The sequence below is a fragment of the Flavobacterium macacae genome (assembly GCF_003865365.1).
Taxonomy (GTDB): domain Bacteria; phylum Bacteroidota; class Bacteroidia; order Flavobacteriales; family Flavobacteriaceae; genus Flavobacterium; species Flavobacterium macacae.
The window spans coordinates 41349-61722 of record NZ_RQVR01000016.1 but is presented as its reverse complement, the minus strand read 5'-3'; the positions used below and the strand labels follow the sequence as shown (position 1 = coordinate 61722).

General features: G+C 36.2%; 20 protein-coding genes and 1 pseudogene. 13 read left to right on the top strand and 8 right to left on the bottom strand.

Annotated features, from left to right (window positions below; genetic code table 11):
- Nucleotides 1-74 precede the first annotated feature (74 nt).
- Nucleotides 75-392, top strand: a pseudogene (locus EG849_RS12950) (DUF3883 domain-containing protein); the annotation flags it as partial.
- Between the two features lie 174 nt (nucleotides 393-566).
- On the opposite strand, the gene EG849_RS12945 reads toward EG849_RS12950, so the two are convergent.
- Nucleotides 567-1019, bottom strand: a complete 453-nt coding sequence (locus EG849_RS12945) for an Lrp/AsnC family transcriptional regulator (RefSeq protein ID WP_125013517.1) — start codon at nucleotides 1017-1019, stop codon at nucleotides 567-569.
- Nucleotides 1020-1360: 341 nt separating this feature from the next.
- On the opposite strand from EG849_RS12945, the gene EG849_RS12940 reads away from it, so the two are divergent.
- Together EG849_RS12940 and EG849_RS12935 are read left to right on the top strand one after the other, a co-directional pair.
- A complete protein-coding gene (locus EG849_RS12940; RefSeq protein WP_125013516.1) occupies nucleotides 1361-2578 on the top strand; it encodes an aminotransferase class I/II-fold pyridoxal phosphate-dependent enzyme in 1218 nt (405 codons plus the stop codon).
- Between the two features lie 201 nt (nucleotides 2579-2779).
- Nucleotides 2780-4957 (top strand): S9 family peptidase, encoded by a 2178-nt coding sequence (locus EG849_RS12935; RefSeq protein ID WP_125013515.1) that lies wholly within the window; start codon nucleotides 2780-2782, stop codon nucleotides 4955-4957.
- An 83-nt stretch (nucleotides 4958-5040) separates the two neighbouring features.
- Here EG849_RS12935 and EG849_RS12930 read toward each other — a convergent pair whose 3' ends face one another.
- The 3 genes from EG849_RS12930 to EG849_RS12920 all read right to left on the bottom strand — a co-directional run bounded on the left by EG849_RS12930 (nucleotide 5041) and on the right by EG849_RS12920 (nucleotide 7528).
- Entirely contained in the window at nucleotides 5041-6096 is a 1056-nt protein-coding gene (locus tag EG849_RS12930) for an NAD(P)-dependent alcohol dehydrogenase (protein ID WP_125013514.1), read from the bottom strand.
- A 92-nt stretch (nucleotides 6097-6188) separates the two neighbouring features.
- Nucleotides 6189-7073, bottom strand: a complete 885-nt coding sequence (locus EG849_RS12925) for a DUF808 domain-containing protein (RefSeq protein WP_125013513.1) — start codon at nucleotides 7071-7073, stop codon at nucleotides 6189-6191.
- A gap of 89 nt (nucleotides 7074-7162) precedes the next feature.
- Nucleotides 7163-7528 (bottom strand): hypothetical protein, encoded by a 366-nt coding sequence (locus EG849_RS12920; RefSeq protein ID WP_125013512.1) that lies wholly within the window; start codon nucleotides 7526-7528, stop codon nucleotides 7163-7165.
- A 190-nt stretch (nucleotides 7529-7718) separates the two neighbouring features.
- Between EG849_RS12920 and EG849_RS12915 the strand changes: the two genes are divergently transcribed.
- On the top strand, nucleotides 7719-8348 hold the full coding sequence (locus tag EG849_RS12915) for a nitroreductase family protein (protein ID WP_125013511.1): 630 nt from the start codon (nucleotides 7719-7721) through the stop codon (nucleotides 8346-8348).
- 156 nt (nucleotides 8349-8504) lie between these two features.
- On the opposite strand, the gene EG849_RS12910 is transcribed toward EG849_RS12915, so the two are convergent.
- Nucleotides 8505-10133, bottom strand: a complete 1629-nt coding sequence (locus EG849_RS12910; RefSeq protein ID WP_125013510.1) for an NADP-dependent glyceraldehyde-3-phosphate dehydrogenase — start codon at nucleotides 10131-10133, stop codon at nucleotides 8505-8507.
- Nucleotides 10134-10274: 141 nt separating this feature from the next.
- On the opposite strand from EG849_RS12910, the gene EG849_RS12905 reads away from it, so the two are divergent.
- Together EG849_RS12905 and EG849_RS12900 are read left to right on the top strand one after the other, a co-directional pair.
- On the top strand, nucleotides 10275-11375 hold the full coding sequence (locus tag EG849_RS12905) for a DNA alkylation repair protein (RefSeq protein ID WP_125013509.1): 1101 nt from the start codon (nucleotides 10275-10277) through the stop codon (nucleotides 11373-11375).
- A 93-nt stretch (nucleotides 11376-11468) separates the two neighbouring features.
- Nucleotides 11469-11684, top strand: a complete 216-nt coding sequence (locus EG849_RS12900; RefSeq protein ID WP_125013508.1) for a hypothetical protein — start codon at nucleotides 11469-11471, stop codon at nucleotides 11682-11684.
- Nucleotides 11685-11737: 53 nt separating this feature from the next.
- On the opposite strand, the gene EG849_RS12895 is transcribed toward EG849_RS12900, so the two are convergent.
- Nucleotides 11738-12640, bottom strand: a complete 903-nt coding sequence (locus EG849_RS12895) for a magnesium transporter CorA family protein (protein WP_125013507.1) — start codon at nucleotides 12638-12640, stop codon at nucleotides 11738-11740.
- Nucleotides 12641-12699: 59 nt separating this feature from the next.
- Nucleotides 12700-13143 (bottom strand): hypothetical protein, encoded by a 444-nt coding sequence (locus tag EG849_RS12890; RefSeq protein ID WP_125013506.1) that lies wholly within the window; start codon nucleotides 13141-13143, stop codon nucleotides 12700-12702.
- Between the two features lie 335 nt (nucleotides 13144-13478).
- On the opposite strand from EG849_RS12890, the gene EG849_RS12885 reads away from it, so the two are divergent.
- A complete protein-coding gene (locus tag EG849_RS12885) occupies nucleotides 13479-13670 on the top strand; it encodes a hypothetical protein (RefSeq protein WP_125013505.1) in 192 nt (63 codons plus the stop codon).
- 79 nt (nucleotides 13671-13749) lie between these two features.
- On the opposite strand, the gene EG849_RS12880 is transcribed toward EG849_RS12885, so the two are convergent.
- Nucleotides 13750-14439, bottom strand: coding sequence for an SRPBCC family protein (locus EG849_RS12880; RefSeq protein ID WP_125013504.1), 690 nt, complete (start codon nucleotides 14437-14439; stop codon nucleotides 13750-13752).
- Nucleotides 14440-14759: 320 nt separating this feature from the next.
- On the opposite strand from EG849_RS12880, the gene EG849_RS12875 reads away from it, so the two are divergent.
- From EG849_RS12875 to trpB, 6 genes are read left to right on the top strand one after another with little or no spacing between them, the layout of a single operon-like run.
- The gene (locus tag EG849_RS12875; protein WP_125013503.1) at nucleotides 14760-16160 is read left to right on the top strand and encodes an anthranilate synthase component I family protein; all 1401 of its coding nucleotides are present in this window, start codon (nucleotides 14760-14762) and stop codon (nucleotides 16158-16160) included.
- Nucleotides 16161-16172: 12 nt separating this feature from the next.
- Nucleotides 16173-16739 (top strand): anthranilate synthase component II, encoded by a 567-nt coding sequence (locus EG849_RS12870; RefSeq protein WP_125013502.1) that lies wholly within the window; start codon nucleotides 16173-16175, stop codon nucleotides 16737-16739.
- A gap of 41 nt (nucleotides 16740-16780) precedes the next feature.
- Nucleotides 16781-17773 (top strand): anthranilate phosphoribosyltransferase, encoded by a 993-nt coding sequence (gene trpD, locus EG849_RS12865; RefSeq protein WP_125013501.1) that lies wholly within the window; start codon nucleotides 16781-16783, stop codon nucleotides 17771-17773.
- A gap of 2 nt (nucleotides 17774-17775) precedes the next feature.
- Complete coding sequence (gene trpC, locus EG849_RS12860; protein WP_125013500.1) at nucleotides 17776-18567, top strand: indole-3-glycerol phosphate synthase TrpC; 792 nt, start codon at nucleotides 17776-17778, stop codon at nucleotides 18565-18567.
- A gap of 2 nt (nucleotides 18568-18569) precedes the next feature.
- Nucleotides 18570-19187 carry a phosphoribosylanthranilate isomerase gene (locus EG849_RS12855; RefSeq protein ID WP_317125211.1) on the top strand — a complete coding sequence of 206 codons (618 nt, stop codon included), beginning with the start codon at nucleotides 18570-18572 and terminating at the stop codon, nucleotides 19185-19187.
- On the top strand, nucleotides 19184-20371 hold the full coding sequence (gene trpB / locus EG849_RS12850) for a tryptophan synthase subunit beta (RefSeq protein WP_125013499.1): 1188 nt from the start codon (nucleotides 19184-19186) through the stop codon (nucleotides 20369-20371). The genes EG849_RS12855 and trpB overlap by 4 nt, the downstream gene beginning before the upstream one ends.
- Nucleotides 20372-20374 lie beyond the last annotated feature (3 nt).

Sequence of the window (20374 nt, the reverse complement as noted above, 5' to 3'; positions counted from 1 at the left end):
TGTTTCATAGGTTAAAATTAAGATTATTTCTTAACTTTCTGTGATGGCTAAGTTAGCATGTCCAGAATCAAAATGTTGAATCAAATAGTCCTTTCGATTTTGAAATTTTGAAAGACAATGGGCAAGCAACAAAATTTATCGAAGTAAAAGGAACGGTGAAAGAAAAACCAACTTTTTATCTTACTGCAAATGAGTGGAGTTATTTCCTTAAAAATCGAGATCATTACGAAATTTACAGAGTTTTTAATTGCGATGATGAAAACAGAATTAAATGTTATCATATTGAAAATTTATTAGAAAATTTGCTTAATCAAAAAGTTGTTCCTTATTTACTAACACCAGAAATATTAAAAGAAGAGCGGCTATTTCTCACAATTCTAAACATCAAGTAATAGCAGTTTGCAGAAATTTGAGAAATCTGTTAAATACATTCATTAGGAAGGCGCTTTTTTTTAACCGAAAGAAATCAGTTCCGGAGTTTGCAATGTCTACAAGCATCTAGAACATTAAATAATAATTAAACTTCAAAAAAACTCTCGCCGACATATCAATTTTTCAGAAACACTCTAAACCAAAAACGCCGTCGTATTCTTCACTTCCCCAATCATAAAAGTACTGTGCGTACTCCCGATGTGTTGCAACGTCGTAAGCTTGGTGACCATAAATTCTCGGTATTCTTCCATATTTTCGACACAGATTTTCAAGATGTAATCGTAATCGCCACTCACGTGAAAACATTCCAGCACTTCATTTAACTGCACGACTTCTTTCTCGAATTGCGCGATGAATTCCTTGGTGTGCTGCATCAATTTTAGATGGCAGAACACCACAAATCCTTTTTGGATTTTGTTTCGGTTCAGCAAAACCACATATTTTGAGATGATTTCTTCGCGTTCGAGTTTTTTGATCCGTTCGTAAACCGCGGTTACAGAAAGATTTAGCTTTAACGAAAGCTCTTTGGTGGTTTGCTTTGAATCTTCTTGCAAAAATTGAAGCAGTTTTTTATCGGTGGCATCCATTTTTTTTTCCAGGTGTAAAAGTGGGAGATTTAAAGTTTTTGGTCAAAACAGCATTCTTGTTTCAAATTTAGTTTTATTTTCTGTATAAAATAGTATTGCTAGTTTTATTTTCTAAATAAATGAATTTGCATTGACTTTAAATCGTATTATTTGTTTTTTTGATGAATCGTTTTGTTTTACGGAATGCCCTAGCCCAGATAGCAGTGGAAATCCTTTTCTTTTTTTTCTTTAAAAAAAGAAAAGATTGAAACGGATAACTGGAAATAGCTTCAAAAAAAAAAGAAGTGGCACTTTCGAAAATCAATTTCAATTTAAAAAACAATTTTATAAAAATATAAATTATGAAAAATTTTAATCCGGCTGATAACATTCAGGATTTGCAGTATTTTGGAGAATTTGGTGGCGTAAACCCATCGATTTCTGATTCGTCAACCTATACTTTTTTGTCTGCGAAGACAATGTTTGACACTTTTGAAGGCAATGCAGAAGGTTGCTATCTGTACTCGCGCCATTCGTCGCCAAGCAATTTATATTTGGACAAAGCCTTGGCAGCAATGGAAGGAACGGAATCGGCAAACGTTGCGGCTTCTGGAATGGGTGCGATCACTCCTACTCTTTTGCAATTGTGCGGCAGTGGCGACCATATAGTTTCGAGCCGTACGATTTATGGCGGTACGTATGCTTTCTTGAAAAACTTCACGCCGAAATTTGGCATCAAGACGACTTTTGTGGACATCACAAAATTGGATGTTGTAGAAGCCTCGATTACGCCAAATACGAAAGTTTTATATTGTGAAACAGTAAGTAATCCGTTGCTTGAAGTGGCTGATATTGCCGGTTTGGCGAAGATTGCAAAGAAACACAATCTTAAGTTGGTGGTAGACAATACGTTTTCGCCTTTGTCGGTTGCCCCTGCAAAAATGGGTGCTGATATTGTGATCCACAGCTTGACGAAATACATCAACGGAAGCAGTGATACAGTGGGTGGCGTGGTTTGCGCTTCGCAGGAATTTATCAACGATCTGAAGAATGTGAACAACGGAGCGAGCATGCTTTTGGGGCCAACAATGGACAGCCTGCGTTCTGCCAGCGTGATGAAAAACTTGAGAACGTTGCACATCAGAATGAAACAGCACAGCCATAACGCACAGTTTTTGGCAGAGAAATTTGAACAGGCGGGATTGAAAACCGTTTATCCAGGTTTGAAAAGCCACCCGAGCCACGAATTGTATAAAGGAATGATTAATCCAGAGTATGGTTTTGGCGGGATGATGACCGTTGACGTGGGAAGCCTTGACAACGCGAACAGCTTGATGGAATTGATGCAGGAAAGAAATCTGGGTTATCTGGCAGTAAGTTTAGGATTTTACAAAACGTTGTTCAGTGCTCCTGGAACTTCTACTTCTTCTGAAATTCCGATGGAAGAACAGGCAGAAATGGGCTTGACAGACGGGTTGATTCGTTTTTCAATTGGACTTGATAACGACATCCAGCGCACTTTTGACATGATGGAAGCGTGTATGGTGGAACTGGGCATCCTGAAAACTGAAAAAGCTTAAATTTCAATTTGTATAAAATTTGCCTTTCTGATTTTTAATTGGAAAGGCTTTTTTTTTGGAGCCGTTTTTTTTTATCCGTTGCAAGGCGCCATCCGTAAAAATCTGCATTTCTTAAAAACCCAAACTTTATCAAATATTTGTAACAAACAAAAATTCATGCGTCTACTATTTTAAGTAAATTAGCGACTTTAATTTTTAAATATGAAAAAAATCACCTTCTTATCGGTTTTTCTATTGGTTGGAATTACTGCTTTTGCGCAGAAAAATCTAACTATCGAAGAAGCCACTTTCGGTCAGTACCGCAACTTTGCAGTGGAAAACATCGTTGCCCCTCAATGGCGAAAAGACACCAAAACAGTTACTTACCTTGACAATTCGTATTCTAGATTGCTTTCAAAAAGTGAAGAAGGAAATTGGGCCGAAACGACGATTTTGACCAAAGACGAATTGCAAAATGCTTTAAAAAGCAAATTTTCTTCGGATGAATTTCAGTTGAGGATGTTTCCGTATTCGTACGCTTGGATTGACAAAAATACCTTGGAATTTGAAGTGGCCGGAAAAAATTCAAAATACCTGATTCAATTTGATGTTGCCAAAAAAGAAGTGAAAAACGTTTTTGCTTTTTCTTCGGAAGGAAGAAACCAGACGATTTCTGCCGATGGAAAAAACACGGCTTGGCTGGATGACAATAATATTAAAATCACGACTGCTTCGGGAACTACAGCCGTAACTTCTGATGAAAATAAAGGAATTGTAAACGGAAGCGAAAACACGCACCGACAAGAATTTGGCATCAAAAAAGGAATGTGGTGGAGCCCAAAAAGCGACAAGTTAGCGTTTTATAAAAAAAACGAGACCATGGTTGCCGATTATCCGCTGGTTGATTTTGGAGCACGAATTGCACAGACCAAAAATACCAAATATCCGATGGCTGGCGAAAAAAGTGAAGAAGTGACTTTGGTGATTTATGATGTAAATTCTAAAAAATCTTTGACGTTGCAAACTGGCGAGCCAAAAGAACAATTTTTAACTTCTATCACTTGGGAACCGAGTGGCAAATTTGTGTATGTTGGCGTTTTGAGCAGAGGGCAAGATCACTTGAAACTGAACAAATACGATGCTTTAACAGGCGCTTTTGTTAAAACTTTGTTTGAAGAAAAAGCAACGACGTATGTAGAGCCTTTGCACGATTTGACTTTCTTGCCTAACTCCAATTCGGAGTTTCTGTACCGAACGGAAAAAGACGGTTTTGAGCAATTATACGTGTACAACACCGACGGAAAATTAGTAAAAAAATTAGGCTTCAAAGATGTTGTCGTTACTGACTTATTGGATTTTGACAGCGAAGGAAAAAATGTGTTTTACATCGGAACTACGAACAATGGTTTGGACAGGCATTTTTTTAAAGTAGAATTAAAATCTGGAAAAACCACACAATTGACTTCTGTTTCTGGAATGCACTCTGGAAGTATCAGTAGTGACGGAACGCTTTTGTTTGACCAATATTCAAATGTTACGACTCCGAATGAGATCAATATTATCAATTTGAAATCGAAGAAAACGACAAATTTGGTAAAAGCTTCAAATCCTTATGTAGGGAAAACCAATTTGCCAAAAATGGAATTGGTGACGATTACTTCTGCAGACGGAAAAACGCCTTTAAACGGAAGATTGATTTATCCTGCCAATTTTGACGCGAGCAAAAAATATCCTGTGATGGTGTATGTATACGGAGGCCCGCATGCACAGCTGGTTACCAATAAATTCCTTGGTGGCGCTACTTTGTTTGATTACTACATGGCCCAAAATGAATATGTTGTTTTCACAGTGGACAACAGGGGAAGCGATGCCAGAGGAAAAGATTTTGAGCACGTAATTCACAAAAATTTAGGCGTCAATGAAATGGCTGATCAAATGAAGGGAATTGAATTCTTGAAATCAAAATCATTTGTAGACCAAACTAAAATTGGCGTGTATGGCTGGAGTTTTGGTGGTTTTATGACCACTTCCTTGATGCTGAACCACAATGATACTTTTAAAGTAGGCGTTGCTGGCGGACCGGTAATTGACTGGAGCTATTATGAAGTAATGTATGGCGAACGCTATATGGACATGCCACAAGAAAACCAAGCAGGTTATGATAATAACAACTTGACTAAAAAAGCAAACCAGTTAAAAGGAAGGCTTTTTATGATCCACGGAGCGCAAGATCCGGTTGTGGTACAGCAACACAGCATGGCATTTATTGAAGCGTGCATCAAAGCAGGAAAACAAGTGGATTATTTCTTGTATCCAACGCACGAACACAACGTCAGCGGTAAAGACAGAGTGCATTTGAACCAAAAAATAGCTGATTATTTTGAGGTGCACTTGAAGTAAGAACTGAAATTATCAGAAAATAAAAAAATCCGTTTAAGTGAATTCTTAAACGGATTTTCTATTTAAAAGAAACGATGTCCTAATTATTTAAGCGAAGCCATATCAATTACGAAACGATATTTCACATCGCTTTTCAGCATTCTCTCGTAAGATGCATTAATGTCTTGCATATTAATCATTTCAATTTCAGAAACGATATTGTGCTTGCCACAGAAATCTAACATTTCTTGAGTTTCAGCAATACCTCCGATAACAGAACCTGCTACCGATTTTCTTCCTAAAATCATCGGCACCGAATTTAAAAACGGCTCTAATGGCCCAAGATATCCCACCAAAACCAACGTTCCGCTGATATTTAATGTGGCTACATAAGGGTTGATGTCATGGACATAAGGTACGGTGTCAATGATCAAGTCAAATTTTCCGGCAACCGACTTCATTTGAGAATCATCTGTAGAAATGACAACTTCATCTGCACCCAATTCTTTGGCATCTGCAATTTTATCTGGAGTTCTTGAAAATAAAGTAACTGACGCGCCAAGACCTTTTGCTAACTTTATAGCCATGTGTCCTAAACCGCCCAAGCCCACAACAGCCACTTTGCTTCCTTCTTTTACATTCCAGTGTTTTAATGGCGACCAAGTTGTAACTCCTGCACAAAGCAAAGGGGCAGCCGCTGCCAAATCTAAATTTTTAGGAATATGAAGTACAAATTCTTCATTAACCGTGACTTTTTCGGAGTAGCCTCCAAACGTCTGCTTCCCTGAATGTTTGTCCTTTCCGTTATACGTTCCGGTGAAACCGTTTAAGCAATATTGTTCCAAATCTTGCTTGCAGCTATCGCAAGTCTTGCACGAATCAACTATACAGCCTACTCCCACTAAATCGCCTACTTTAAATTTTGAAACTTCTGCACCTATACTGCTCACTTTTCCAACAATTTCATGGCCTGGAACGGCGGGATAAATAGTACCGCCCCAATCATTTCGGGCAGTATGCAGATCAGAATGGCAAACACCGCAAAATAATATTTCAATTTCGACATCCTTTGGAGTCACATTTCTGCGCTCTATATTCATTTGCTGTAAAGCAGCCTCGGGAGCTTCTGTTCCAAATGCTTTAACTTGTGTTGTAGCCATTTTTATACTATTTATATATTTAAGAAATCTATTTTTTGAAGATTAAAGTTAGTGCTTTAAACTACTTCTTGTTTAAATTTTCTCCTTTTTATTTAAGCTTCTTTTATTTTCTTTTTAAAAATAGCTTTAAAAATAGCCATCAGTCCCACTGCCAGAAGTCCGATAGCTAAACCAAATCCAAATTCTTTCACCATTGAAGGAACGGTTGGAAATAAATGATGGAAATAATCAATATTGTGCACGAATATGCCACCCGAAACCAAAATTAAGGCAATCGTACCGACCACAGATAAAATCTTGATGATTACAGGCAAAGCTTTCACCAAAATTTGTCCCACTGCAGATAAAAATCCTTTATTTCCTGATTTTTTCATAAGAAAAAAACCGGCATCATCCATTCTTACAATTAAGGCTACGATGCCATAAACGCCTACCGTTGCAATAATGGCAACCACGGTTACAGAAAGAATTTGCGTAATAAGAGGATGCTCGTGTTCAATTACCGTGGCAAGCGCGATAATTACAATCTCTAGAGAAAGTATGAAATCGGTCTTTATAGCCGAATTTATTTTTGACTTTTCAGAATTTTCAGCATCATCAGGCAAAGCGCCTTCCATTACAACTTCCTGCGCTTTTTTACCACTGTGGAAAATAAATTCAACAATTTTTTCAGCACCTTCATACGCCAGGTAAACGCCTCCCAAAATTAAAATTAGGGTAATGACCATGGGAAAGAAATAGTTTAACAGAAACACTATTGGGAGGATGATGAGCTTATTGACAAAAGAACCTTTGGTAATGGCCCACAAAACAGGTATTTCTCTCGAAGATAAAAAACCGGTCGCTTTTTCGGCATTTACGGCCAAATCATCTCCTAAAATCCCGGCCGTTTTTTGGGTTGCAATCTTGCTCGTGACTGCTATATCGTCCATTAATGCTGCAATATCGTCTAAGATTGCGAAAATTCCTGATGCCATTATTTATTTTTTTAGTGTAAAAATATAAATTAAATTTGATTATAAACTCGAAGATAACCCGTCATTCCCAGTATTTACTGTTTATTTTTTTAGGGTTCGTTAAAATAAACATATGCTTCATTTCCATGTTCTGAAGCGGCTAAAATATCCAGATTTCGGTTGCTTATAGATTTCATCGCTTTTGCCAGTATCTCATTTTTGTAACTCAAAAAATTTTCAATTTCATTTGGTTCCAAATCTATTAGTGTAGAAATGTACGTCTCTTCAGCCACTTCCATGCTGGCATACTCTTTTTCAAATTCTGGATGGCCTTCAAAAACCTGGACATCGACCACTTCAAAATTTTTACATTTTAAAATCTCATTGACCGTTGCATTATATTTTTCTGTTCCTGCATTTTCAATGGAAATATCTTCAATTTTTTGGTCTGTTTTAATTTCTACAAGTGCTTTCATAATTATTGTTTTTACTTAAAGTTACGTATTTATATTCCAATTTTGCAACAATGGAAACCTAAATATTTGAACTTCATATGCTATTTTTTTTGAACTACTTTCAGAATTAACAAATCATTATGCGGCTTATAAATTATACAATCCAGAATATATCGTTATTTTGCAATTCCTAATTCATACAAAAAATACTATGCAATTTATAGAAGATTTAAAATGGCGTTATGCTTCCAAAGCCATGAATGGCAAAAAAATTGACGAATCAAAAATTAACAATATACTGGAATCCATCATACTTGCGCCCACTTCAAGCGGCTTGCAGCCTTTTGAAATTTTGGTTGTAAAAAATAGCGAATTAAAAGAAAAAATCAAGCCTTTAGCTTTTAACCAATCTGTGATTACTGAGTGCTCCCACCTATTGGTTTTTGCGGTTTGGGATAATTATACGGAAGAACGTATCAATCATGCGTTTGAAGTATCGCATGGCATTCGCGGTTTCAACCAAGAGTGGGACAATTACAGAAAACGGTTGCTAGAAATGTATGTTGTGCGGCCGGCGCAAGAAAACTTTGAACATGCCGCGCGACAGGCTTATATCGCTTTTGGTTTTGCAATAGCGACTGCGGCTACAGAACGGGTGGACTCAACCCCAATTGAGGGCTTTAATCCAGAAGCTGTCGATGCATTGCTGGAATTGAAAGAAAAAGGACTTCGAAGTGTTTTGTTATTGCCTTTAGGATATCGGGATGAACAAAAAGACTGGCTTGTAGATCTCAAAAAAGTTAGAAAACCAAAGGCAGGTTTTATTACCGATTTAGACTAAAAATAAAATAAAAAATCCCCTTACATGAATTTGCAAGGGGATTTTTATAATTTATTATTTTAAGGAAGCCATGTCAATAAAAATATATTTTACCGTTTTCTTCTCCCCGGCAGCAGGAGAAAATACTGTAAGCCTTTCATCATAAAAATTCAAGATCTAAAAAATAAATCGGGTACTTAAGAACTTCGATTTATCATCATTTACAATCTCATTAATCAGTTGGTTATTCGCGTCGTTCATCTTAAAAGCAACCAAGGAACGAATTGAAAAAGAACGAATGGCATCAGGAATTGAAAGTGTTCCTTCGGCGCTGTCTTTTCTTCCAGTAAATGGAAAAATATCAGGTCCGCGTTGTGATTGGCTGTTGATATTTACACGGCTCACTTGATTTACCAAAGGATCAATCAGCGAACCCACTTCAGAAGCATCCCTGCTAAAAATGCTCACTTGCTGTCCAAATTGCGCATCAATCAGATACTGGATTACCTCTTCGACATCATCAAAAGGCACAATCGGAATGATTGGCCCGAATTGTTCTTCGTGGTATAATTTCATCTCGGCAGTCACCGGATACACCACCGCCGGAAAGAAAAAGGAAGCTTTTGAAACGCCCCCATTTTCATTCATCACCTTCGCTCCTTTGGCTTCGGCATCGGCAATACATTCGTTTAAATAGTCAATCTTATAAGGTTCTGGAAGCGGTGTCAGCGAAACACCTTCTTCCCACGGCAATCCAAATTTTAATTCAGAAACCGCTTTGTTGAAACCGTTTATAAATTCATCGGCATTGCTTCGGTGCACCCAAACGATTTTCAGAGCCGTACACCGCTGTCCGTTGAACGAAAGCGAACCCGTAACCGTTTCTTTTATGGCTAAATCGATATCGGCATTTGCTGTAATTATCGAAGCATTTTTGGCATCCAGACCTAAAACCGCTCGAAGACGATTCACTTTCGGATGCTGTTTTTTCAACTCATTGGCCACTTTACTCGAACCAATCAGGGTCAAAACATTGATCTTTCCGGATCCCATCAAACCTGGAATAATCACATTTCCGCGTCCGTAAATCACGTTGATCACACCTTTTGGAAAACTCTCCTGAAACGCTTCTTGCAGAGGATAATGCAATAATGTTCCGAATTTTGGCGGCTTGAATAAAATGGTATTCCCCATAATCAATGCCGGAATCAAGGTCGTAAAGGTTTCATTCAACGGATAATTAAAGGGTCCCATACAAAGCACGACTCCCAATGGCGAACGGCGAATTTGCGCTGCGATTCCTTCGGCAATTTCAAATTTTGAAGAATCTCGGTCTAAATTTTTCAAAGAATCAATCGTGGCATAAATATATTCAACCGTTCGGTCAAATTCTTTTACGGCATCAGCGTGTGATTTCCCGATTTCCCACATAATTAGCTTGACTACTTTGTCTTTGGTGGCAATCATTTTTCGGGTAAACTGCTCCACATGTTTTATTCGTTCTGCAACGCTCATCGTTGGCCATTCACCCCGGCCGTCATTGTAAGCTTCAACGGCCGAAGTCAATGATTCTTGCGCTTCTTTTTCGGTGCAAACCGGATAGCTTCCGATTAATTTAGGCTTTAATTCTTCTCCCTTTTTAATATAAACTGGTGAATAAACGTCGTGGACATCGCCATTCCATTGCTTCATTATTCCGTTGCTCAAGTATTCTTTTTGGTGAATTTCTTCGATCCTGAATTGTTCCGGAATTTGTTCTTCCGAAACAAATAAATTATTCAGTTTCGATTCAAAAGTATTTTCCATAATATTAATTTTAAGTAAAAAAATCAGTTGGCTGTCTTGTAAATATAATCAGAATTTATGTGAAATTTTAAAGGATTAAGATAGAATTCACTTCTTAATATTTTTATATTTACAAAAAACAAAAACTAAACTGCCAGCCCAATGAGTGCTTTAAAAGACATTTATTCTCCCGAATTTTATGACAACCTTTCTGATGTTTTGCTGATAACAGTTCCTTCTTTTGACAAGCAAAAGTTTGTTGAAAAAATCTTTGACGAACCTTTCAAGACGATGGAATTGAAAGAAAGAATGCGCCATACAACCCGAGTTTTGCATGAGTTTATGCCCGCTGATTTTGGTCAAGCCGTAAAAATCATCGAAAAAACAATTGCTGAAGTAAGAAAAAAAGGCGGTAGCGAAGGCGGTTTGGCGTATATCTTTTTGCCTGATTATATTGAAATGTATGGTTTAGAAGATTATAAAAACTCGGTAAAAGCTCTTGAATTTACTACGCAATTTATTACTTGCGAATACGGAATCCGGCCTTTCATCATCCACTATTTTGAACCGATGATGGCGCAAATGTTACTTTGGTCAAAACACCAAAACCATCACGTCAGAAGATTGGCTACTGAAGGTTGCCGACCGCGTTTGCCTTGGGCGATGGCGTTGCCAGAACTGAAAAAAAATCCGGAGAAAATCTTGCCGATTTTAGAAAATTTAAAAAATGATTCTTCTGAATATGTGCGACGAAGTGTAGCCAATAATTTGAACGATATTGCAAAAGACCATCCAAATATAGTTTTAGAAATTGCATCAAAATGGAAAAATAACACCAAAGAAACCGATGCAATCATCAAACACGGATGCCGAACTTTATTAAAACAAGGACATCCAGAAATCCTTTCGCATTATGGTTTAGACAGCGAAAAAATTACGGTTTCTGAATTTAAAATTGACACTCCAGAAGTGAAAGTTCCTGATGCTTTGCAGTTTTCTTTTAAAGTGGAAAATAAGTATGAAATTCCGAAAATTATTCGTTTGGAATATGGAATTTATTATAACAAAGCGAATGGATTATTATCTAAAAAAGTCTTCAAAATCAGCGAAAGAATGTATCAGCCGAAACAGAAAGATTTAGTTATAAAAAAGCAATCTTTTAAATTGATTACGACCAAAAAATTCTATTCTGGTTTGCACAAAGTTTCTGTCATAGTGAACGGCGAAGAAAAAGTGATTGATGAATTTCAATTAATTACCTAATCAATTTTGCAAGTTTTCAATTGAATTTTATAATGCATTTTTGTTTTGTTTCACTAACTTTAAATATGTTTAGATAACTCAAAAACAAAAGCGATGGACAAAGAAAATAAAGAAATGGAGAACAGAGAGTCTGGAAAATCTACTGAAAAAAAATACATTCACGTTAATGATATTCCAAGAGAAAAGCTGGACGACGATGAAGATTATAAAAAAAGTGAAGGCGCAAAAATGCCTGAAAAAGAAACGGATTTAAAAGAAAAAACTAAAAAAGACCAATCTCAAGGCGACGAAACCGTGGGAATTCCGTAAAATAATTTAGAGTTTGTTTTATCACAAAGTGGATGGGAAAATGTCCATTTTTTTTATAGCCAGCGTTTTCTTCTGAACCAAACAAAAATAATGACAACGATTATTCCCATTGCTAAAAGCGTTACTGGATAACCATATTTCATTGTTACTTCAGGCATAAATTCAAAGTTCATTCCGTAAATTCCTGCGATGAAAGTCAGTGGCATAAAAAAGACCGAGAAAATGGTCAAAATCTTCATCACATCATTGGTTTTTCTAGCAGAAAGCGATAAGTAAATATTCAGCAAATTGTTTGTGTCTTCGTGAACTTGGTCATAAAGTGTCAATAATTTCACCTGCAAATCCCGAACATCTTGCAAAGCAGGTTTGTCTGGATCTTCAACTCTCACTGAATTTATAACTTCATTGGTCAGCAAAAGCAGTTTTTTGCAAAGTCCAGATTTTCGTTTTAAATAATAGATGCCTTCAATCATATCAGCCGGAATATTTTTCTTTAAAAACACTTTTGATTCATAAAAATCGACTTCGTCCGAAAGTTCAAAGGCCGGCGCGTCATAAGAATGCAAAGTTTCCCAAATTACTCGAACCGCCATTCCAGCGGCGCTCTTTACCTTACCGAGTTTGATACAATGATTTTTAATTTCCTTCATTATTGGTTGTGCGGAACGGTGAATCGTGATGATGAAATTATCGTTGTAAAAAACAGCAATTTTACTGCTCAACTCGCGAACCGTCTGTTCGTGTTCCTGTGAATGCTGTAAAATTCTAACGATGAAAAAGTGCGTATTGTTATGCTCTTCGTACTTGGGAAGATGGTCAGGGTCCAAACTGTCCATCAAAGTATATGGATTTAAATCATACAATTTGCTGACGTTTTCCAATTCCTCTTTCGTAGGATTGGTAATATCAGTCCAAACAATTTCAGTGTCGGTCAGCTTGCAGGTTTCAATGGCCATATCTTTTTTAAAATAAATTTAAGCTTAATTTTAATGTAAAAAAATAGAATTGTATTATTTTAAAATAGTGAAAACAGTTTGTAAACCGCAATTACTGTCAAAGCGAAAAAGATATGTGCTATGAAAAGTTGAAGATAGTATTGTTTAAATTTAATTTTAGGTTTTTCTTCCGGAAGCTTAAACATGAGAAACCAGCTAAAAATGCCAATAAAACCACTTATAATTCCGAAAATCAATCCGCAAAACCAAGTGGGGTCAATGTCAAAATTGTTCCAAACGAATTCATAGCAAAGCACAAAAGCCAAACCAATAAAGTAATGTATGAACCAGCCAAATATGCTTTTTCGCCTCGGGGTCAATTCAACGCTTGCTTTTGCAACAACCAAATTTAAAAGCACTGGCTCTTTCCACAATTTATTAAATGTTTCAGACGCCAGGTAGCTGAACGCCGTCATTACCGATGTTCCAGCGATTGTTGCCAAAATGATTTTTAGGATTTCCATAAGACCAAATTTTTCTATAAAGATTGTGATAAAGAAACAGATTTCTATTACATAATTTGAGCTATAATTTATAAATAATTTTCCTCAAATTGAATAATAATATAATCAAAAACTAAAATTATGTAAGGCCTTTTTACGGTTTTAATGGTAACTTTGAAATATAAGAATTGGAAAATCTTTAATACAACTTATAATAATTTCAATATATCCAATTTCAAGAATTCTTGAGTTTGTATTGTTTTTTGAGGTTTATTATTTGTTTGAAATCCCCATTGTGAAAATGATGGGGATTTTTAGATTTTGATTTTTATATAACCAAAACCAAACACACTAATATGAAAAATTCAATTGTTTTAGGAATAACTGCGGGAGCGGTTGCCTTAGTTGCCAGTGCATTGATTGTGAGAAAACTAAATTTAATAGACAAAATCCTTTGCAGAACAGAAGGTTTGACAGGAAAACTTTCTGATTATTGCGACCTAATTCCAAAAGGAGAACAACGCAATGTGAATGAAAAATTCAAATAAACGGCTTAATAATCCAAATATATTCAATAAAAAAGCAGTTCTTTATCGAGAACTGCTTTTTTATTTCTTCAAATATACATTAGCTATTTTCAACAAAATCCTTAAAACGATTGACATCTTGTTCAATCATATTCGCAATAAATGGATTTAAAACTTTACCCACCATTTCACCTGCTTCTTCAAAAGGAGCGCGATAGGATATCATAACTTCCATTTTTGTCCCAAAATTTCCGTTGTCGTGAAATTCCACTTTTCCAACGTGATGTATCAGTGATTCTCCAAAAGAACGCCAGCGAATTTCTCTGTTTTCAATCTCTTTGGTAATGGCACCTTTCCAAGTATAAACTCCCAATTTACCAGGAATAGTTGCTTTCCATTCTGAAGTTTCATCGTCAATAATCTCAACACTTTCCAGATGTTTCATGATCACAGGCAAATTGGCAAGATTGCGCCAATGTTTATATACAAAAGGAAGGGACTTATTTACAGTCACATAAAAACGAATATTGATGTTTGAAACTTTTGGCGGTTCCAACGTTTTATTAGCCAATTTATATCCTGGGCAATGTCCGGTTGCGCCACGAAAAATCATAAACGCAGATAACAAAGCTCTCGGTACGTTCTTTGGCTTTTTATTCAATGAATTATAAAGCATCAACGATCCTGACAAAACAGACACTACGCGCTCAGTCGTTGAAACATTTACTTCAAGACCTGGGGCTTTTTGTTGTAAATTCTTTAGCGTTATGGTGTGTAATTGACTTTCCATAAAATATTTTTTGTTTGCGGTTGGTTACATAAATTTAAAACCAAAAAACGAGTTTTCTAAAACTATTAACCAACCTTTAACGTCAATAACACAAATCTTAAATTTTTCAAAAAAAACATTGCAAATTAATTTTATCAAAAAAAACATTTATACATTTGCTTCAACATTATTACAGATGAACACAATTTTAAACAATACTTGGTGGTGGAAAAACTTACGTCAGACTTCGTGAGCGAATCCTTCTATCTGTATTTTAAAATCAAAATATAATAAGGCTTGTCAATCACGACAAGCCTTTTTTTATTCCCTAAACTCAACTTATGAAAACCTATCAATTACATACAAATTTCAAGCAGATTTTGGCCGACACCGTTACGCCGGTCAGTATTTATCTGAAAATTAGAGATCAATTTCCTAACAGTCTTTTGCTTGAAAGTTCCGATTACCACGCCAGCGACAATAGCTTTTCCTACATCTGTTGCAACCCGATTGCTTCCATTAAAGTGCAGAATGAAACTATTTTAAAAAATTTTCCTGACGGAAATTCTGAAGAAATTACAATCAATCCAGAAACGAATATTCCCGAAGAAATTCAGGCATTTGCAAGGCAATTTAAGCAAGAACCGACTGATTTTAAATTTATTACCAACGGATTATTTGGTTACATCGGATATGATGCCGTTCGTTATTTTGAAAAAATAGAAATCAGTCCAAGACAAGAAAATCTGGAAATCCCCGATATTTTTTATGCCGTATACCAAAACATAATCGCCATCAATCACTTTAAAAACGAAGCGTATATTTTTTGCCACAGCATCGATGAAACCAATAATATAGGGGAAATTGAAAAGTTGCTTGTCGCCAAAAACTTTGCATCCTATTCGTTTTCAAAAGAAGGAAATCCAGAATCAAATTTGACCGATGACCAATTCAAGGAAAATGTGGCTTTAGCAAAAAAGCACTGCCATCGTGGCGACGTATTTCAATTGGTTTTATCAAGACGCTTTTCGCAACATTTTAAAGGTGATGAATTCAATGTTTACAGAGCTTTGCGAAGCATCAATCCTTCACCTTACCTGTTCTTTTTTGATTACGGAAATTTCAAAATATTTGGTTCTTCACCCGAAGCACAATTAGTAGTAAAAGAAAATAAAGCTGAAATTCATCCGATTGCAGGAACTTTCAAAAGAACCGGAAACGATGAACAAGATGCCGTTTTAGCTAAAAAATTATCCGAAGATAAAAAAGAAAACAGTGAACACGTGATGCTGGTGGATTTGGCCAGAAATGATTTGAGCCGAAATTGTTCAAATGTTCAAGTCGAAAAGTATAAGGAAGTTCAATTTTTTTCGCACGTCATTCATCTAGTTTCAAAAGTTACCGGAAATTTAAAGGAAACCGCAAACACAATGCAGTTGGTTGCCAGCACTTTTCCAGCAGGAACTTTAAGCGGTGCGCCAAAACACAAAGCAATGCAACTGATTGAAAAAATGGAAAAAACCAACCGTGAATTTTATGGCGGAGCAATTGGTTTTATGGATTTTCAAGGTAATTTTAACCACGCGATTATGATTCGAACCTTCCTTTCAAAAAACCATCAACTGCATTATCAAGCTGGTGCCGGAATTGTGGAAAGTTCCAATGAAGAAAGCGAAATGCAAGAAGTTTACAACAAATTAGGAGCGCTGACAAAGGCTCTTGATTTGGCTCAAAATATTTAAAAAAACACAGAAATGAAAGTAGCAGTTATTGACAATTACGACAGTTTTACCTACAATTTAGTTCACTATTTGGAAGATTTAGGAGCAAAAGTCACCGTTTTTAGAAACGACGAATTTGACTTGCAAGAATTAGAATCTTTCCAAAAAATATTGCTTTCTCCAGGTCCCGGAATTCCCGATGAAGCCGGACTTTTAAAACAGGCAATTAAACATTTTGCTTCCACAAAAAGCATTTTGGGAATCTGCCTTGGACAACAAGCTATCGGAGAAGTTTTTGGCGGAAGCCTAATTAATTTAGAAAAAGTCTATCACGGTGTTGCGACGAAAGTAAAGCAAGAAGTCAATGACGAAGAATTATTTAAAGACATTCCCGCAGAATTTGAAGTCGGAAGATACCATTCTTGGGTGGTTTCAAATGACGGTTTTCCAGAAGAGTTAGAAATAACTTCAAAAGATGAAAACGGACAAATTATGTCGCTTCGCCATAAAAAATTAGACCTAAAAGGAGTGCAATTTCATCCCGAAAGCGTTCTCACGCTACATGGAAAAACGATTTTAAAGAATTGGCTTGAGAGTTAAAATACCACTCAAATTAAATCCAATTTTAAAAATTAAATAGAATGAAAAACATATTAAATCGCCTGATAAACCAAGAAACACTTTCTAAAGAAGAAGCTAAATCTGTCTTGGTAAATATTTCTTCAGGACATTATAATCCCAGTCAAATTGCATCATTTTTAACCATTTTTATGATGCGAAACATTACTATTGAAGAATTATCTGGCTTTCGCGAAGCACTTTTAGAATTGTGCATTCCTGTTGATTTTTCAGATTTCAATACCATTGATTTATGTGGCACTGGTGGCGACGGAAAAGACACTTTTAACATCTCAACACTGGCCTCTTTTGTGGTCGCCGGTTCAGGAATAAAAGTGGCAAAACACGGAAATTATGGCGTTTCGTCTATTTCGGGTTCCAGTAATGTAATGGAGAATTTGGGTGTAAAATTCAGCAACGACCAAGATTTTTTAAAACGCTGTTTAGACGAAGCCAACATCTCGATACTTCACGCGCCTCTTTTTCATCCCGCTATGAAAAACGTAGGAACGATTCGTAAGGAATTAGGCGTAAAGACATTTTTTAATATGCTGGGCCCGATGGTAAATCCTTCGTTTCCGAAGAATCAAATTGTAGGTGTTTTTAGTTTGGAATTAGCTCGAATGTATGCTTATTTATATCAGAATACCAATGTGAACTATACGATTCTGCATTCTTTAGACGGTTATGATGAAATTTCGCTGACTGGCGACGCCAAGATGATTTCAAAAAATTCTGAAGCACTTATAAACTCAAAAACTTTCCATCTTTCTGCTTTACATCAAGAGGAAATTAAAGGCGGAACAACGACTCAAGAATCCGCAAAAATGTTCTTGGACATCATTTCTGGAAACGGAACCGAAGCTCAAAATCAAGTGGTTTTGGCAAATGCAGGTTTGGCAATTGCAACGGTTGAAAACTGTTCTATTCTGGACGGATTTGAAAAAGCCAAAGAAAGCCTATTCACCGGAAAAGCACTAGAAAAACTGAATAAACTCCAACAATTAAGCCAATAATTATGAACATTTTAGACAAAATTATAGCCGATAAAAAACGAGAAATTGAACTTAAAAAATCAATTATTTCTGTAAAACAATTAGAAGGTTCAGACTTATTCGGAAGACGAACTGTTTCGCTTTCTGAAAGTATCAAAACTTCCTCAGGAATCATCGCGGAACATAAAAGAAAATCGCCTTCAAAAGCAACAATCAACAGCAGTTTTTCAGTTGAAGAAGTTGTAAGAGGCTATGAAAAAGCAGGCGCTTCTGGAATTTCAGTTTTGACGGATTCAAAATACTTCGGAGGTTCTTTAGAAGACTTGCAATTGGCTCGAGCATCCGTGCAAACGCCACTTTTGCGAAAAGAATTTGTCATGGACGAGTTTCAAATTCTGGAAGCAAAATCAAACGGAGCCGATGCCATTTTACTTATCGCAAGTGTGTTGGCTCGAACTGAAATTAAGCAATTGTCAGAATTTGCACAAGCACTTTCGCTCGAAGTTTTATTAGAAATTCACAATGTAGAAGAATTAGAAAAAGCAATAATGCCAAGTCTGGATTTGATTGGAGTGAATAATCGAAATCTAAAAAGCTTTGAAACCAGCTTGAAAAATAGCTTTGATTTAGCAGACAAAATTCCAAATGAATTTGTGAAAATTTCAGAAAGTGGCATTGATGCTCCAAACGATATTTTAGAATTAAAAAAATATGGTTTCAATGGATTTTTAATTGGGGAAACCTTTATGAAAACTGAAAATCCAGGGCAAACTTTAGAAAATTTTATCGCTGAAATGGATTCGAAAAAGTACTAATTATGGACTTGAAATTAAAAATCTGCGGAATGAAATTTCTAGAAAACATTTTGGAAATAAGCCAACTGGAACCTGACCTTTTAGGATTTATTTTTTATGAAAATTCATCCAGAAATTTCGAAGGAAAAATTCCAGAACTTCCAGAAAAAATTAAAAAAGCAGGCGTTTTTGTGAATGCAACTTTTGAAGAAATTACATCTAAATTAGATATTCACAAGCTGGATTATATTCAATTGCACGGAAACGAATCGCCTGAATTTTGCCTGAAACTACAAAATAAAATTCCGATTATTAAAGCATTTTCAATTGATGAAAACTTTGATTTTAAAATACTTAAAAATTATTCTGAATCGTGTACTTACTTTTTATTTGATACCAAAGGAAAAAATCACGGTGGTAACGGAATGGCATTTGACTGGAACATTTTAGAAAACTATAAATTAGAAAAAAAATATTTTTTAAGCGGTGGAATCAGTTTGGAAAATGTTTCCGATTTGAAAGAATTCTTGAAAAAAGATTACGCAAAAAATTGTCTTGGAATAGACATCAACAGCAAATTTGAAATCGCTCCCGGATTAAAAAATACAGAAAAAATAATTGCATTTAAATCAAAACTATGAGCTCAAAGTACAACGCAGACGAAAAAGGATTTTATGGAGAATTCGGCGGAGCCTTTATCCCAGAAATGTTATATCCAAATGTAGAGGAATTGCGATTGAAATACTTGGAAATTTCAGAAGAAAAAAGCTTTAAAGAAGAATTTCAATCGCTTCTGAGAGAATATGTTGGAAGACCTACACCGCTTTATTTCGCTAAAAGATTGTCCCAAAAACACAATACTAAAATCTATTTAAAAAGAGAAGACTTGTGCCACACCGGCGCGCATAAAATCAATAACACGATTGGCCAGATTTTAGTAGCCAAACGACTTGGAAAACACAGAATTATTGCAGAAACAGGGGCCGGCCAGCACGGTGTTGCAACCGCCACGGTTTGTGCGTTGATGGGCTTGAAATGCATCGTTTATATGGGCGAAATCGACATTGAACGACAGGCTCCAAACGTGGCGCGAATGAAAATGCTTGGCGCGGAAGTCCGTCCCGCAACTTCAGGTTCAAAAACGTTAAAAGACGCTACCAATGAAGCGATCAGAGATTGGATTAACAACCCCGAAGACACTTTTTACATCATCGGTTCCGTTGTCGGCCCGCATCCTTACCCTGATATGGTGGCGCGTTTCCAGAGTGTTATTTCCGAAGAAATTAAATTGCAATTGGAAGAAATTGAAAACAGAAAAAATCCTGATTATGTGATTGCGTGTGTTGGTGGCGGAAGCAATGCTGCTGGCGCTTTCTATCATTTTTTAGACGATGAAAATGTAAATTTAATTGCTGTTGAAGCTGCTGGAAAAGGTGTGAATTCTGGAGAAAGTGCGGCAACTTCTTTGCTTGGAAAAACAGGAGTTATCCACGGAAGCAAAACCCTGTTGATGCAAACCAACGACGGACAAATTACAGAACCCTACTCTATTTCTGCCGGCTTGGATTATCCTGGAATTGGACCGATGCACGCCAATTTATTTCAAACAAAACGAGCCGAATTTCTTTCGATTACCGATGATGAAGCAATGGAAGCCGGACTCGAATTGGCTAAATTAGAAGGCATTATTCCGGCGATTGAAAGTGCTCACGCTTTTGCGGTTTTGAATCATAAAACATTTAATCCAGATGATATTGTGATTGTAAACCTTTCAGGTCGGGGCGATAAAGACTTGACTACTTACATTAACTATTTTAAAATTTAAGCA